The sequence below is a fragment of the Sporomusa termitida genome (genome assembly GCF_007641255.1).
In the GTDB taxonomy this organism is placed as follows: Bacteria; Bacillota; Negativicutes; order Sporomusales; family Sporomusaceae; genus Sporomusa; species Sporomusa termitida.
This window is the reverse complement of record NZ_CP036259.1, coordinates 661,255-676,038: the sequence shown is the minus strand read 5'-3', so window position 1 is coordinate 676,038 and position 14,784 is coordinate 661,255. Positions and strand designations below refer to the sequence as shown.

Annotated in this window: 14 protein-coding genes and 1 riboswitch; of the genes, 1 reads left to right on the top strand and 13 read right to left on the bottom strand. The window is 48.3% G+C overall.

Annotation, left to right across the window (positions count from 1 at the left end; translation table 11 throughout):
* Positions 1 to 118 precede the first annotated feature (118 nt).
* The 12 genes from metK to hydE all read right to left on the bottom strand — a co-directional run bounded on the left by metK (position 119) and on the right by hydE (position 11,275).
* The gene (gene metK, locus SPTER_RS02970) at positions 119 to 1,336 is read right to left on the bottom strand and encodes a methionine adenosyltransferase (RefSeq protein WP_144348987.1); all 1,218 of its coding nucleotides are present in this window, start codon (positions 1,334 to 1,336) and stop codon (positions 119 to 121) included.
* A 122-nt stretch (positions 1,337 to 1,458) separates the two neighbouring features.
* Entirely contained in the window at positions 1,459 to 2,295 is an 837-nt protein-coding gene (locus tag SPTER_RS02965; protein ID WP_144348986.1) for an HAD family hydrolase, read from the bottom strand.
* Positions 2,296 to 2,502: 207 nt separating this feature from the next.
* Positions 2,503 to 3,069 carry a nitroreductase family protein gene (locus SPTER_RS02960; protein ID WP_144348985.1) on the bottom strand — a complete coding sequence of 189 codons (567 nt, stop codon included), beginning with the start codon at positions 3,067 to 3,069 and terminating at the stop codon, positions 2,503 to 2,505.
* Positions 3,070 to 3,134: 65 nt separating this feature from the next.
* Positions 3,135 to 4,133, bottom strand: a complete 999-nt coding sequence (locus SPTER_RS02955) for an NADH:flavin oxidoreductase (protein WP_144348984.1) — start codon at positions 4,131 to 4,133, stop codon at positions 3,135 to 3,137.
* Between the two features lie 127 nt (positions 4,134 to 4,260).
* Positions 4,261 to 5,454 (bottom strand): MalY/PatB family protein, encoded by a 1,194-nt coding sequence (locus SPTER_RS02950; protein ID WP_144348983.1) that lies wholly within the window; start codon positions 5,452 to 5,454, stop codon positions 4,261 to 4,263.
* A 226-nt stretch (positions 5,455 to 5,680) separates the two neighbouring features.
* Positions 5,681 to 6,433, bottom strand: a complete 753-nt coding sequence (locus SPTER_RS02945; protein ID WP_144348982.1) for an amino acid ABC transporter ATP-binding protein — start codon at positions 6,431 to 6,433, stop codon at positions 5,681 to 5,683.
* Positions 6,430 to 7,146 carry an amino acid ABC transporter permease gene (locus tag SPTER_RS02940; RefSeq protein WP_144348981.1) on the bottom strand — a complete coding sequence of 239 codons (717 nt, stop codon included), beginning with the start codon at positions 7,144 to 7,146 and terminating at the stop codon, positions 6,430 to 6,432. Before SPTER_RS02940 ends, SPTER_RS02945 begins: the two co-directional genes overlap by 4 nt.
* Positions 7,147 to 7,150: 4 nt before the next feature.
* On the bottom strand, positions 7,151 to 7,888 hold the full coding sequence (locus SPTER_RS02935; RefSeq protein WP_144348980.1) for an amino acid ABC transporter permease: 738 nt from the start codon (positions 7,886 to 7,888) through the stop codon (positions 7,151 to 7,153).
* Positions 7,889 to 7,905: 17 nt separating this feature from the next.
* A complete protein-coding gene (locus tag SPTER_RS02930) occupies positions 7,906 to 8,730 on the bottom strand; it encodes a transporter substrate-binding domain-containing protein (protein WP_144348979.1) in 825 nt (274 codons plus the stop codon).
* 26 nt (positions 8,731 to 8,756) lie between these two features.
* The gene (locus tag SPTER_RS02925; RefSeq protein ID WP_144348978.1) at positions 8,757 to 9,431 is read right to left on the bottom strand and encodes a DUF1847 domain-containing protein; all 675 of its coding nucleotides are present in this window, start codon (positions 9,429 to 9,431) and stop codon (positions 8,757 to 8,759) included.
* A gap of 401 nt (positions 9,432 to 9,832) precedes the next feature.
* On the bottom strand, positions 9,833 to 10,198 hold the full coding sequence (locus SPTER_RS24995; protein WP_211367416.1) for a YezD family protein: 366 nt from the start codon (positions 10,196 to 10,198) through the stop codon (positions 9,833 to 9,835).
* 30 nt (positions 10,199 to 10,228) lie between these two features.
* Positions 10,229 to 11,275, bottom strand: coding sequence for a [FeFe] hydrogenase H-cluster radical SAM maturase HydE (gene hydE, locus SPTER_RS02910; RefSeq protein WP_170233123.1), 1,047 nt, complete (start codon positions 11,273 to 11,275; stop codon positions 10,229 to 10,231).
* A 163-nt stretch (positions 11,276 to 11,438) separates the two neighbouring features.
* Positions 11,439 to 11,536: riboswitch (SAM riboswitch) on the top strand.
* A gap of 201 nt (positions 11,537 to 11,737) precedes the next feature.
* On the opposite strand from hydE, the gene SPTER_RS02905 reads away from it, so the two are divergent.
* A complete protein-coding gene (locus tag SPTER_RS02905) occupies positions 11,738 to 12,880 on the top strand; it encodes a trans-sulfuration enzyme family protein (RefSeq protein ID WP_144348977.1) in 1,143 nt (380 codons plus the stop codon).
* An 88-nt stretch (positions 12,881 to 12,968) separates the two neighbouring features.
* Here SPTER_RS02905 and SPTER_RS02900 read toward each other — a convergent pair whose 3' ends face one another.
* The gene (locus SPTER_RS02900; protein WP_144348976.1) at positions 12,969 to 14,297 is read right to left on the bottom strand and encodes an S-layer homology domain-containing protein; all 1,329 of its coding nucleotides are present in this window, start codon (positions 14,295 to 14,297) and stop codon (positions 12,969 to 12,971) included.
* Positions 14,298 to 14,784: the final 487 nt, after the last annotated feature.

The following is a 14,784-nucleotide window of genomic DNA, read 5'->3' as shown; positions in this document are numbered from 1 at the left end:
AGATAATAGTACAGCTTTACACTTTTTGTCAATAGGCATATCTATATCTTAGGACTCAAGGGGACGGTAAAATAACACCATACGCAGACGCAAGCCGGAAATAAGTCTGGACAATTGTTCAGTTTTCTCCACTAATTCGCCTATGTGTACGGGTACCTTGCAATAACTCATATGCTTTATCCGTCCGTTCCCAGGGCACATCTATGTCGGTACGGCCAAAATGCCCATAGGCGGCAACCTGCTGATAAATCGGCCGCCTGAGATCCAACTGCTCAATAATCGCTGCCGGCCTTAAGTCGAAGTTCTGGTTGATAACAGCCAGTAATTCGCGGTTGCTCAATCGCCCGGTACCAAAAGTATCTACGAAAATAGATATCGGTCTGGCAACCCCAATCGCATAGGCAATCTGAATTTCGGCCCGTTTAGCCAAACCGGCGGCAACAATATTTTTGGCAACATATCTGGCCGCATAGGCCCCGGAGCGGTCAACCTTAGTAGGATCTTTGCCCGAGAAGGCTCCGCCGCCATGCCGTGAATAACCGCCATAAGTATCGACAATGATCTTGCGCCCGGTCAAACCGGCATCCCCCTGCGGCCCGCCAATGACAAAACGGCCGGTCGGATTTACCAGGAACTTGGTTTTTTCATCTAATAATTGCGGGGGAATGATTTCATCAATAACCAGCCTTTTTAAGTCTGCCGCAATTTGTTCCGTTTCGGCCTCAGGCGCATGTTGGGCCGAAATCAGTACGGTTTCAACCCGCACCGGCAGAAAATCTTCGTATTCAATCGTAACCTGTGTCTTACCGTCAGGCCGTAAATAGGGCAACAGCCCTGCTTTGCGGACAGCAGCCAGCCGCTTAGCCAGCCGATGGGCAAAAGCAATAGGTGCCGGCAGGTATTCGTCAGTTTCATTCGAGGCGTAGCCAAATACAATCCCCTGATCACCGGCGCCAATTTTGTCCCACCTTTCGTCACTGCTGCCGCTGCGGCTTTCGATTGCCTGATTTACCCCCTGGGCAATATCCGGTGATTGCTGGTCAATCGATACCAGAACAGCCGCGGTACCGGCATCCAGGCCATATTCCGCTTTGGTGTAGCCCACCTTGGCCATCGTATTTCTGGCGATTTGGCTGAAGTTAACATTAGCTTTTGTAGAAACCTCGCCCGTCAACAGTACCAACCCGGTATTAACGCTTGTTTCGCAGGCTACCCTGGCTTGGGAATCCTGCGCCAGAATGGCGTCAACCACCCCATCGGAAATTTGATCAGCCAGCTTATCAGGATGACCTTCCGTAACCGACTCGGATGTGAAAAAGTAGCGTTGTTTGGACATGTCCTTCACTCCTAAAGAATATTCTACGAACTTAAAGATCTGTAAATGGCTAAAAGAGGCTAACAGCAATAAAACATGCTGTAGCCTCTTATTTTTTAAGTCAGCTATCGATACAAGGTGGATTAGAACTCTCTTCTGGCAACAATAAACCGGGCAACACCGTCTGAATTATTATCGGCAATTATCCCGGTTGCCTGCTCCTTTAACTCGTAAACTGCATTTGATACCGCATAAAACTCATCACAGGCTTTTAAAAGCGGGATATCATTCACATTGTCACCAAAGCCTATAATCCGGTCAAAACTGCAATAGTTGCGGATAAAGTTTACTGCATTGTACTTGGAAGCGTTGGCGCTGTATACCTCCAGGTACCACAGATTCTCGGTGTAAACATCATTGGAAAGCACCAGTTCAATACCCTGCAGCTTTTTCAAATCAGGCAATAATTCCGATAATCGCTGTTTTTGCCCCATAAAGGCAAAGTAGATCACTTTGTTATCCTTAATTTTATCAGAAAAACCGGCAATCTGTTCAAAGGATTTAGCGTATTTCGTTACCCGTTCGTTATGATAAGCGGTTAGTGCCGTTGTATTCAAACTCTCATAATATATCTGCAGCCGATTATCAGCAACCGAATACATAAAGCCGGTAATATTATGTTTTTTGATAACTTCAATAATAGAATAAGCCGCTGCCGGCGGTATTGTTTCTGCTTTTATGTATGTACCGTCCACCATATCATAGATTACGGCTCCGTTCATCAAGACCACAGGGGTATTAACCTGAACACCGGCCAGTATCTTTTGTGATGATACAGCGGTCCGTGCCGTTGCCACAGAAAAATATCCCCCCCTGGCAACAAGGGCATTGAGTGTTTTTTTAGTGTTCTCACTGATCTCTTTCTGGCTGTTGAGCAAGGTACCGTCTAAATCTGATATATACAAAGCTTTTATTGTCACAGCTCCCCTCCCTGTCTGGCAATGCAAGGCCCCGCAGCAGTACCTAAGTACGGCATGAATAAATCCTTAACCGGCGGCGGCATACGCCAATGTAAACGAGGCCGGAGCAGCTTTACCGCTGCCCGGCCTTCAGTTTGCTTACTGATCAACCAACTGCTGTTTCGGCACGCCTTACGGCAGTTTCTGTTTCAGAGTGTGATAAACTCTCTATTTTATGTAATTAATCACGTTTTCTTTGCGCGCCGGGGCGTTTACCGCTTCGCTTTTCTTATAGCCCAGCGCCACTGAGGAAAATGGCTTATACCCGGCCGGTAGGCCCAGCTGCTGCCTGTACTGCTCATCCTGTTCGCCGCCAAATGCAGATAAGATAAAATCGACCCAGCAGGAGCCAAGCCCAATGGCTTCAGCAGCTAATATTATATTTTGGGTGGCAGCCGCGCAATCGGACTCGATCATTAGGCCGTCCTCCTTGCCGGAGACCAGCACAACGGTTGGCGCACCGTAAAAGATATTAAACTTTTCATTTTTAGCCATTAGCTGAACATGCTCGTTGTCAATCTGGGCGGCGCCTGCTTTGGCGTCTTTGTTTAGCTGCTCCAGTACCTGTTTGTCCTGGATGACCGTGAAATGCCAAAGCTGCTGATTGCCGGCGCTCGGGGCATAAATCCCGGCCTCCAGGACAGCCTGCAGCTCTGCCTCTGTTATTTGGTCAGATTTGAAGCTGCGCACACTTCGGCGCTTTTTAATTGTTGTCAAAACCTCGTTTGCTGCCATCTGGATACCTCCTGTTTTCATTTTATCCGCTGGCTAATCTTCAGACCGTAAACCCCTGTCTGAAACTAGGCCTGCTTGATACTGTTAACCGCGTTTTGCGCCCACAAGGAATCCTGGAAAATGGCCCGGCCGACGCCGATAAGGTCTGCTTTGCCTGCTGCCAGCAACTGTTCGGCCGCCTGCACTTCAGTAATGCCGCCGGTAAGGATGACCGGAATGGCAACAACTTCCTTAACCGCGGCACTAAGGGGCGCAAAATAGCCCTGTTCATTATTCCCCGGGACAACGTAGCCCGAAAAGCCGCCGGAGATATCGATCACATTAACACCGGCTTCGGCAAAAGCCCGGGCGGCAATCTGACTGTCGGCGGCCGTAGTCCCGCCTTCTGCATAGTCCGCTGCTCCCAGCCTGATGAAGATAGGGAAGTCCTGACCTACAGCCGCCCGAACGGCAGCAATAACCTCCAGGTGAATCCTAATTCTCCCTGACACATCGCCGCCATATTCATCAGTGCGCTTATTCGTCAGCGGTGAGAAAAACTGATTGAGAAAATAGCCATGGGCGGAGTGAATTTCCACGCCGTCAAAGCCGGCTGCTTTTACCCGCCGCGCTGCCGCACGAAAGTCGGCAACAATCCCGCCAATCTCTTCCCGGGTAAGGGCATGCGGTATATCGCCCTTCCGGGGGTTCTTCACAGCCGAAGGCCCGACCGGAGCAACACCGGTTACCGCCGGGTCGGCCGCGCTCCCGGCATGGTTGATCTGCACCACGGCTTTAGCCCCATTGCGCTGGATAACAGCTGCCAGTTCTTTTAAGCCCTCAATAACACTGTCATCAGCAACAGACAGCTGATTCTCGCTGGCTTTGCCGGCCTGCTGCACAAAGCTGTGCTCAATAATAACCAGTGAGAGATAACCACCGGCGGTTTTTTCGTTATAATACTCAAGAATTGCCTGGCTGACCTTGCCGTCCGGTTCCGCCTTCGAGGTAGCCATCGGCGGCATAACCAATCGATTGGACAATGTTAAAGACCCGATCTGTAATGGTTCCAGTAAATGGGGCATCCGGAAACCTCCTTCGTTGTACTTGTTGATAGGAAATAAACCCTATAATCATCTTATCCTTTCGGATTCCTATTCACAAGTACGCACTAATTTGTGCCATAGTATCAATTTGCATACTGCCTGCTACCTATTTAATTTCCTGAAGAGCCTTTTCGATCCGGGTTAGTCCCGCCAGCAGCACACTACGCTGGGTCGCAAAGTTCAACCGGGCAAAGCCTTCCCCCTGACTGCCGAAATTTCTGCCGGGATTAAGCCCCACCCGGGCTTTATGCACCAGGAAGTTTTCCAGTTCTTTGGCATTGGCAAAATAGGCGCGAAAATCCAGCCAGGCCAGAAAAGTCCCCTCCGGTTTTACTACCTTGATGCCAGGCAGACGGTTCCGGACAAACTCGATCAACGTATCGGCATTGCCTTCAAGATATTGCAGCAGTGAATCCAGCCAGGCCTCCCCCTCCCGGTAGGCTGTTTCCGTGGCAACTGCCCCAAAAAGATTATTGCGGTTAATATGCAATTTGCCAAACCAGGAACTGATGCGGGCCCGCCGCCGCTTGCAGGGAACAACGATAAATGAGAAATTAAGCCCCGCGATATTAAAGGTTTTGCTGGCAGCCATAAAGGTAACCGTCTCTTTAGCCACCGGTGTGCCAAGTGAGGCCAAAACCGTATGCTGCTGCTCCCCGTACACCAGATCATTGTGGATTTCATCGGCCAGGATATCGACCTGATATTTTTGGCAGAGTTCATATATTTTTTCCAGTTCCTCTTGGCGCCATACCCGCCCCACCGGATTATGGGGACTGCAAAACAACAATAATTTGTTATGGGGATCGGCCAGCTTTTGCTCCAGATCAGCAAAATCAATCTCATAATGGTCATCTTTAACAAGCAGCGGGTTTTCTACAATCCGCCGGTCATTATCCTTAATGGATGCGAAAAACGGCGGATAGACCGGCGGCTGGATAATAACACCGTCACCGGGCGCCGACAGGGCCAAAATGGACAGGATAATTGACGGCACGACACCCGGCGCCAGGAGAATCCAGTCTTTTTCAATCTCCCAATGATGCCGGTGTTTAACCCAGTCAATAAAGGACTGATATAACGGCGCCTCCTGGGTATTGTAAGCATAGATAGGATGCTGGGCCCGCTCCACCAGCCTGGCTGTCACCGCGGCGGGGGTAGCAAAATCCATATCAGCAACCCACAGGGGCAGCACGTCCCGGCTGCCAAACACTTTTTCCACCGCATCCCATTTACTGCTGCCGGTTCCCTGACGGGGGATAATTGTATCAAAATCAAATACCGTTTTATTATTTGCCATCCTGAATTCCTCACTTGATTTAGTTATATATGTTAATTATACATAATTTATGTTCTGATAGCAGCAGCGGTACGTCACTTTCTTAAAACCGATGGAATAGTGGCGTAAATTTTTTTACAATGCAAGGCGGCGAAACCGCGCATATCGGACATATGTAAGGTGACGACAACGCAGCAGCGCGGGCAAAGCTACGCCAACTATCCTTGGGTTTGAGGGAGATGAAGTACTATATTGCATAATCTTCAACAGGCAAAATTCTTTTCAGAAACTGTTTGGTTCTCTCTTCCCGCGGGTGAAAAAGGATTTCCGCCGGCGGTCCCTGTTCAACAATCACACCGCCGTCAATAAAAATTACCCGGTCGGCAATATCCCGGGCAAAGGATATCTCATGGGTAACGACAATCATCGTCAGGCCTTCCTGAGCTACTTTTTTCATAACCCCCAGAACCTCGCCTACCAGCTCAGGGTCTAAAGCTGAGGTCGGCTCATCAAACAGAATGACTTCCGGATTCAGGGCCAGCGCCCGGGCAATTCCCACCCGCTGCTGCTGGCCGCCTGACAACTGGCTGGGATAGGCGTCTCCTTTATCCGCCAGGCCAACCTTGGCCAGGATCTGACGGCTGGTTTGCTCCGCCTGTTCCCGGGGCACCTTCCGGGCGATCACCAGCCCTTCCATAATATTTTCCAGGGCGGTTTTATTCTTAAACAGATTATACAGCTGAAAGACCATTGCCGTACTTCTTCTGATTGCCAGTATCTCCTGCCTGGAGACATGGTTGCAGTGAACCCGGGTGCTGCCGATGGTAATCTCACCGTCATCAGGCTGCTCCAAAAAGTTCAGACACCTTAGCAATGTGGTCTTACCGGAACCGCTGGGGCCAAGAATAACGACAACCTCACCCTTTTCAACCTTAAGATCAATGCCTTTTAATACTTCCTGTCTGCCAAATGCTTTATGCAAGCCCTTAAGCTTGATCATACTACCCCACCCTTGCCATAAACTCCGACCCTGCCTTCCAGGAAGGCCACCAGGCGCTCGACCAGCATACACAAGAACCAGTAAATAATTGCCGCCGCCACATAGGCCTCCAGGAACTTATAATTGCCGCTGGCCTCATAGAGGGTGGCATTAATAATCTCGACCACGGAAATGAGCGAGGCAATCGCCGACCCCTTAATAAGACCAATGAAATTACTGCCGATTAACGGGATAGCCACAGGTAAAGCCTGGGGGATAATGATTCGCCGCAGCATCTGCCCGGAGGTCATTCCCACCGAGTAGGCAGCCTCATACTGGCCGGCAGCTACTGACTGCAGCGCTGTGCGCATGACCTCGGAGAGATACACAGTGGCATTAATCGACAACCCAACTATAGCAATCAACGTATAGGACAGATCCTTGGCTGACAGGGGCAGCCCCAAGGTTTTTGCAAACGAATCAATGCTTAAACTAACTGCCAGATAAAGGATGGTTAGTTGGAGAACCAGGGGTACACCCCGCAGGAATATTACAAATACAGTAAATATTTTATCCAGGGGATGGACTTTAAATAACCTGGTTAAAGCAATTCCTGTGCCAAGTAATAGGCCAATGATTAGCGGTACAACTGACAGTAACAGCACAACAGGAATATATTTTATGGCTATCCCAATCTCAAAAAGCAAGAATGAACTATCAAACTGAAACCCCACGCTCTCACCTGCCCACTACAGCAATTTTGTTATTTATTGCACCTTTGGCACTGGGAATTGTATTGTTGATCCCGATTCTTCTCTCCAGCCATTTAAAAAACCGTTCCAGGGCAAAACTCAATACAAAGAAAATGACAGCCGCAGCGGTATAGGCTTCCAGCGAGCGATGCGTACTGCTGCTGATGGCCTGAATGATGCCGATCACATCAATTACCCCCAGCGTATAGGCCAAAGAGGTATCTTTAAGCAGCGACACCACCGTATTGCCCAGGGCAGGAATGGCAATCTGGATGGCCTGGGGGGCGACAATGCGATGAAAAGCCTGCCAACGGGTCATCCCCACGGAGAGGGCGGCTTCCATTTGTCCCTTCTCCACCCCGGCCACGGCAGACCTGACAATCTCTGATAAAAAAGCGGCCGAGTTCATAATATAGGTAATCATGACAAATATCAGGGTATCCCAGCGGTTGATATTGGCGCCAAACGCCCCGGCAACCAAGGGTGCGCCAATATAGACAATAAACAGCAGCACCAGGATGGGAATCCCTCTGATAAAAGAAACATAGGCGGTAGCCAGTTGGGACAATACTGGTATTTTATACAACCGGGTAATCGCTATGCCTGTTCCCAGGATCATGCCAAAGAATAACGCCACCACAACAATTGCGACCGTGATATGCAGCCGGGATAATAATTGAGGAAAACTATCGAGAAATAAACTAAAGAGAAATATATTTTCCATCCTGGTTTAGCCCTTCCTTATTTTTTGGGAATATAGTCTCCTCCCAGCCATTGCTGCGACAGTTTCACGAGTGTGCCATCCTCTTTCATGGTTTTTAGAACAGCATCAATATCCTTTTTTAGCTGCGCCCCGGTGGAATCATCCTTGCGATAGAGATAATAGGAGTTAGAAAAGCTGATCGGTTCACCTACAGTTTTAATTTTGGCTTTATAGGTAGCACGGTAATCATCAACATTGCGCTGGATATTAACAAACGCATCGGTCTTGCCTGAGTCCAGGTTCTGCAGGGTTATCGTCGTATCTGATGCGGCAAATACCAAATTCAATTTATTGCCATGTTCCTTGTTCCATTTATCAACAACATAGGTTTTATTGGTCGAAGCCTTGCCTACTTCAATGGTGCCGTTAATCTTCGCCAGATCGTCCAGCGTCTTTATATCATTTCTGTCTTCTTTGACCACCAGTTTCAGGTCATAGATAGTCACACCCTCATCGCCAAACAGAAACTTGTTTTTTCGTTCCGGATTCACTTCAAACTGATGGGCGGCCAGATCTATTTTGCCTGTTTCCAGACTGACCAGGATGGCATTAAAATCAAATGTTTTAAACTCGAATTCATACTGGGGCAGCTTTTCATTAATTTTTTTGAGAACCTCAATCTCAAAGCCGGTGAGATTGCCTTTTTCATCTAAGAAGCAGTACGGTTTATAGGCATTACCGGTACCGATGACAATTTTCTTTTTGGCGGCCGTTGCCGGTGCTGCGGACTGGCAGCCGGCCAGCAACAGGGACAGCAGTGTAACCATAGCCAGGGCCAGAGCAATAAATTTCGCTTTTTTCATAATAAACCCCCCCGTTTTTTATTCACTCATTTTTCTTGTTGCAGCAGCCGCTTGTGATAAGAATGTGCGGTATACAAAGCAGCCACCGGATTATGGCCAGTCACCCGGTCTTTAACTACCAGGGTGGTGACCAGGGCGTCCGAGTATTTGGTAAATAAAGAATCATGCCCCACACACAGGCCGACAACAACGTTTAAATCGGTTTTTTGATAGTTGAGGATGCGGGCCTGTAAAATCGGATTACACATTGCTTCGTGATTTCCCGGCCTGAGCTTATGCTCTTCCAGCACGCCAATATCGGCTTTATCAACAGACCCGACCTTGCAGATGGCGCTATAATAGTCTAAGCCTTTGGCCGCTAGGATGCCGGCAAATATTTTGGCTTCTTCAATCAAACCGGCGCAGGTGGCAATACCAATTTTTTTGGCTCCGATCCGGTTGGCAAACTCGATAATTTCTTCTACCCTTGTCTTTTTGCCATAAAACAGCCCTTCTACCTGGGCCGACGCCCGGGCAACAACAGCGTCCTGATGGTCTCCTTGCAGATATTTTTTGATTTCTTCAATATCCCCGGCAATCGAGTTCCCGTCATTATCTTTCGTGGTTAGACAAAATCCCGGAAACTGCTGACTCCGGGTTCTACAATTGTAAACACTGCAATCGGTGCAGCTCAAATGTTGGGCGTTTTTTTTGGTGCTCATGCTAAAATTCCTCCACTATTCATTGTCTGTGTGAAACTAAAAAGAGGCCGAAGATGTTCTGCACATCCTCGGCCTTCAGTTTTCTGATCAACCAAGTATTTTTCAACTATAAAATTTTATTACAGCATGATTACTTACCACCAGTACCGCTGATAGCACCACCTGGCAAGAGGTTGGCACAATTTCGGCAAACCATACGGGCCGAGCCGGGTGCTGCCATCCATCCCCCTCCCTGCGGCGATTGTAGAAAGGCTGTAACGGAAATAAAAAGCCAAGGTTCGCCTATCGAACCTTGGCCTTCAGTATATTTCTGATCAGCACATAACGCTTGTAATGGGCTCAGGTAACTGAGTACCATATTTGTAAATCATGATAGCATATTACTCTATAGGTGTCAACGCTTAAATTCCTTCACCATGGAGTCCGGTAAATTTACCTACCCGGTATTTTTCGGTCCGCTCCACCTGAATAATTTGTCCTGACTGAATCTGGATGGCAACCTTCCCGTACTCCATGCCACTGACAGACTGTAAAATCCGCGTCCGCAGAGCAGCGCCATCTGCTGCCTTTACTGCAGTTTTGCCGCTGGCTTTTGGCTGATGCTCACAAATCCGGATTTTCTCCAGTTTTTCAATTTGAATTACCTTTGAATCCTGGACTACTAAAGTAAGCGAGCCAAAGCTAATATCTCGCACCGCATGTTCAATAAGCGCAAGACCGGCATCAGAGAAATGCTTGCCTGTACTCATAGGACCCTGTTTAGTCATTGATATTTCCTCCATTTGGCTCTACTAGTGCTAGGCATGTTTTTGCCGGAATCCATACGTCCCAGACACTTGCCGGCCAATACCCTGAATTTTGCCGGTGATACACCCCCGGCAATGGGCTGGCGTATCATTTATACATATTTTCCCCGGATATAACAGATACATCTGTCGGTACTCACCCTCGGTAACATTGGGCATAACCACATTAGCACCACGCTGCAGTGCCAGCACGCGCCCCTGAGGATGGAGTGATTCCATGGCCGTTGTCGCCGGAATATTAATATCAGGCAGCAACAGACGGGTCATGGCCATGACTTTGGTGCTCAGGTCGAACGTACCGCCGGCTTCAGCGGCCAGCGGTGTATCCGGGTTAGGAATAAACGGCCCTACCCCGATCATATCAGCATCCATCTTTTTAAAGAAAAGAATATCGTCAGCCAAGGACTCTATTGTCTGGCCTGGAATACCAACCAAACAGCCGGTCCCCAGCTCAAAGCCCAGTTCTTTTATATCCTGCAGACACCGTACCCGGTTATCCCAGCTCATTCCCGGGTCCAATTTCTCGTACAGTTCTTTGTCTGTAGTCTCAATGCGGAGCAGATACCGGTCGGCCCCGGCTTCCCGGTAAGCCTGGTACACTTCCCGGGGCTTTTCACCCACACTAACCGTTATTGCCAAACCAAGCTGCTTAATTTTCTTAATGATGGTAACCATCGTATCAACATCAAACCATTCGTCTTCGCCGGACTGCAATACCACGGTGCGGTAGCCGTATGATGTTGCCTTGCCGGCAAAATCAATAATTGTATCGATATCCAGCCGGTACCGGTCTACCTTTTTATTATCACGCCTCAGACCACAATACAGGCAGTTTTGTTTGCAGATGTTAGAGAATTCGATGAGACCACGCAGATGAACCTCATCCCCTACATATTCCCGGCGCACCCGGTCGGCAGCAGCGAAGAATTCTGCTGCATATTGATTATCGGTTAACAGTGCAACAATTTCGCACTTTGTAAGTTCATGGGTTATTTCGGCTTTTTTAATTAGTGTCTGGATATCGCACACATCCGTCATATGCTCAGTCCTCCCCTATATTCCCCAAAACAGATGTACCCTTTTGCAATTATGATATCTGGTTTTTGGACTGACGTCAACAAAAAGAACATCGCCCAAGTAACAAATGTCTATTGACAAATGATAATAACTATGACAAAATAATAACCAATAATTCAATATAAACTTATCAAGAGTGGTCGAGGGACTGGCCCTATGACACCCGGCAACCGGCGTTTATGCAAGGTGCTAAATCCAGCGGAGCAATCCGGAAGATGAGTTATCTGCGCATATAGGCGGCTCTTCTTGCGGAAGAGCTGTTTTTTCTTGCCCCCATCAAAATGTATAAAAATGCAAAGCTATAATCTAAGGGATAAGAAAAATTTATGCCCTAAAGGGCACAGGTGGATTCTGCCGGCGTCCTACAAGACTTGTCACAAGCCAAGTTTTTCTAAATCATTATTAAAACAGGAGATGATCACTATGAAATTTGCTACTAAAGTTGTTCAGGCCGGACTGGTTAGTGACAAAACTACCGGTGCTATCAGTACACCGATCTATCAGACAGCCACCTTCCGCCACCCCGAGCTTGGCCGCAGTACCGGCTTCGACTATTCGCGCACGCAGAATCCAACCCGTAAAGCAGTCGAAGAGGCAGTGGCAACCCTGGAAGAAGGCCATGCCGGCTTTGCCTTTGGCTCAGGTATGGCAGCCATTACATCGATACTTATGCTGTACCGGCCCGGTGATCATGTTATTATAACCGAAGACTGTTACGGCGGTACCTACCGCATTCTGGACAAATTATTTAATCAGTTTGGCCTCACTGCCACTTTTGTGGATACCGGCGATCTCGACCAGGTACAGCAGGCGCTGCAGCCGGCAACCAAAGCCATCCTGTTGGAAACGCCGACAAATCCGCTGATGAAAATCGCCGATATAAAAGCCATCGTTGCTCTCGCCCGGAACAGCAGCGAGAATCCCATCCATGTTATTGTTGACAACACTTTTTTATCCCCCTATCTCCAACGGCCGTTAACCCTTGGCGCCGACATCGTCGTGCACAGTGGTTCCAAATATTTATCAGGCCATAATGATGTTATCTGTGGCCTGGTCGTAGCCAAAGACGCTGCACTCTGTGAAAAAATTGGCTTTATCCAAAATGCTGCCGGCGCTATCCTCGGACCGCAGGACAGCTGGCTGCTGCTGCGCGGCTTAAAAACCCTGGCCATTCGCTTACGTCAGCATGAAGAAAATGCTTTGATTGTCGCCCAATGGCTGGCCGCTCACCCCAGTGTTACCAAGGTGTATTATCCGGGGCTGCCCGATCATCCCGGTAAAGATATACAAGATGCGCAGGCTACCGGTTATGGCGGCATGCTCTCTTTTGTCGTGGACCATCCGCGCTTGCCGGCGCAGGTGCTGCGTAAAGTAAAAGTCCTCCAGTTTGCCGAGAGTTTAGGCGGTGTTGAATCCCTGATTACCTTTCCGGCTGTCCAAACCCATGCCGATATCCCGGCAGACATCCGGCAGCGGTTAGGCATCAGCGACTGTCTGCTGCGACTGTCGGTAGGCATTGAAGATGTTGAGGACATCATTGCCGATTTGGCTCAGGCCCTGGATTAACAGCGGTAATTTGAAAATAGAGCCAGAGACCAGTCTCTGACTCTATTTTTCTTATATTATGTTTGCACGCCGCCAGCGGTTTAATACCTCAAAAATTGGCTACAACCGCCGCCCGATAATATTGATAACCGCGGTCATCACCAGCAGCAGCCTCTTTGTCAGTCAGCTTCTGATAGGCCACATAGGCTCTCAGGTTTTTACTAAATCCGTAATTATAAGCAACGTTTAAGCCTTTTAAATTTCTCACATCAGAAAATGCCTCAGTAATCCCTGCTCCAGCCTTGCTTTGCAGGCTATAGGAGGTTAGTCTGCTGATCGAGTTTTTATCAACATGGTAGTATTTTACAACTATATTGTTCTGGCCTTTGGCCACAATCTCCTGATTGCCGATTGTGGCGATAGCTGTCCAGGCCGTCTTATCTGAATCGGCTTGCTGGTTATAAACATACTCGCCGCCCAGCGAAAAACCGTCATCAAAGCGATATTTAGCATTGCCGTGCAGGTATTCCGCCAGGGTTGTATGTACATTCCCCCGGTCTTTAAGGGTGGCGTACCCGGTGCCATAATTTAGTTTGCCCTGTTTGGCGGCAGCCTCCAATGAGGCGACATCAATCGTGGTGCCGGCTGACCCGTTCTTTTGCTGGCGGCCCCAGTTGCCGACAAGCTTAACTGCCCCGACCGCAGTTGCGAATTTTATACCGTCAAAGCTGATACCGCCGCTGTCCACAATGAAACCGGTTGTCCCCAGCTTCAGTTCCTGGGCGCCAACCGTAGTTTGCACGGCGCCAATAGTACTAGTCAGAAAAATCCGGTCAAGCGTAACGTTATTTTTATTATCATCGGCGGCTGCGTTTGAGCCAAAGCTGGTAAAAGTTCCGCTGGAATACTTATATTTCGTACCTGATTTCGTCGTGCCTGATGCCAATCGCAGACCAAGACTGGTGTTAGCATCGACTTTAGCTACACCATTCAGTCTGACGCGGTAGGCTCCACCGACACTGGAAGGTACTGTGCCGTTATTGTCCTGTGAGGTATAACGGACTTCGGCAATGCCGCTAAACTTAAGATTAGGCTGATTTTTCTCCAGCTTGTTCAAACGGACACCGATATTGTTTAGCTCGGCAGCAAATTCTGCCGAAAGTTTATTCAATAACCCCTGCTGATGATTGTTGGCCTTGGTGTAATTTTCCAGACCCCGTGCTATTACAACAGCGAATTCATAGCGGGTCAATGCCTTATCGCCGCGAAAAGCACCATCACTATAGCCGTCAACCAAACCGGCTTGCTGCAACTGGTTAACAGCATCATAAGCCCAGTGGTTGGCGGCAACGTCGGAAAAATCGTTTGCTGCCACAGCAGAACCGGCCATACTCAGGACTAACAGAATCGCGATTAACAGTATAATTGATTTTTTCATTTCAGACTTTGCCTCCTTGTATAATTCAGATAGATCAAGAGAAAATTTACCGGCGATTACTACACATAACAAAAACCTCCTTCAAAATTTGCACCTTGCAGGAGGAGGTCAAACAATGCTATATTTATAGCAAGGCAGACCTCACTCGTGAGGTGTGCTGGGGAGGAAGTCGCTTAACTCTTGGTCGGGGAGGGCGGCTTCCTTTTATATTATAAAAAGCTGTGTCCCTGGTTAATTGGGAAACAGCCTCCAGCTTTTAGCCAGCCAGTTGTCCAAACTAATGGTTTTTACACAGACGGTCACCGGTGTTTAATCAACATCACTCCTGTTTAATAAAAATAAGGCCAGAACAGCGTTTCCACAGAAACGGCATTCTGACCTTCGGCTTTTTTCCAATCAGTCTTAATCCACAGCATTTAACTATGAATTAAATTATAACTTAAACTACTGTAAAAACGCAAGCGTATTTTCTGTATCCTGCTAAAAT

Excerpts from the sequence above, each read along its gene's own strand:
- SPTER_RS02945 (WP_144348982.1), bottom strand. The coding sequence starts at position 6,433 with ATGATCAAGCTTAAGGGCTTGCATAAAGCATTTGGCAGACAGGAAGTA.
- SPTER_RS02930 (WP_144348979.1), bottom strand. The coding sequence starts at position 8,730 with ATGAAAAAAGCGAAATTTATTGCTCTGGCCCTGGCTATGGTTACACTG.
- SPTER_RS02960 (WP_144348985.1), bottom strand. The coding sequence starts at position 3,069 with ATGGCAGCAAACGAGGTTTTGACAACAATTAAAAAGCGCCGAAGTGTG.
- metK (WP_144348987.1), bottom strand. The coding sequence starts at position 1,336 with ATGTCCAAACAACGCTACTTTTTCACATCCGAGTCGGTTACGGAAGGT.
- SPTER_RS24995 (WP_211367416.1), bottom strand. The coding sequence starts at position 10,198 with ATGACTAAACAGGGTCCTATGAGTACAGGCAAGCATTTCTCTGATGCC.
- hydE (WP_170233123.1), bottom strand. The coding sequence starts at position 11,275 with ATGACGGATGTGTGCGATATCCAGACACTAATTAAAAAAGCCGAAATA.
- SPTER_RS02925 (WP_144348978.1), bottom strand. The coding sequence starts at position 9,431 with ATGAGCACCAAAAAAAACGCCCAACATTTGAGCTGCACCGATTGCAGT.
- SPTER_RS02950 (WP_144348983.1), bottom strand. The coding sequence starts at position 5,454 with ATGGCAAATAATAAAACGGTATTTGATTTTGATACAATTATCCCCCGT.
- SPTER_RS02935 (WP_144348980.1), bottom strand. The coding sequence starts at position 7,888 with ATGGAAAATATATTTCTCTTTAGTTTATTTCTCGATAGTTTTCCTCAA.
- SPTER_RS02955 (WP_144348984.1), bottom strand. The coding sequence starts at position 4,133 with ATGCCCCATTTACTGGAACCATTACAGATCGGGTCTTTAACATTGTCC.
- SPTER_RS02905 (WP_144348977.1), top strand. The coding sequence starts at position 11,738 with ATGAAATTTGCTACTAAAGTTGTTCAGGCCGGACTGGTTAGTGACAAA.
- SPTER_RS02900 (WP_144348976.1), bottom strand. The coding sequence starts at position 14,297 with ATGAAAAAATCAATTATACTGTTAATCGCGATTCTGTTAGTCCTGAGT.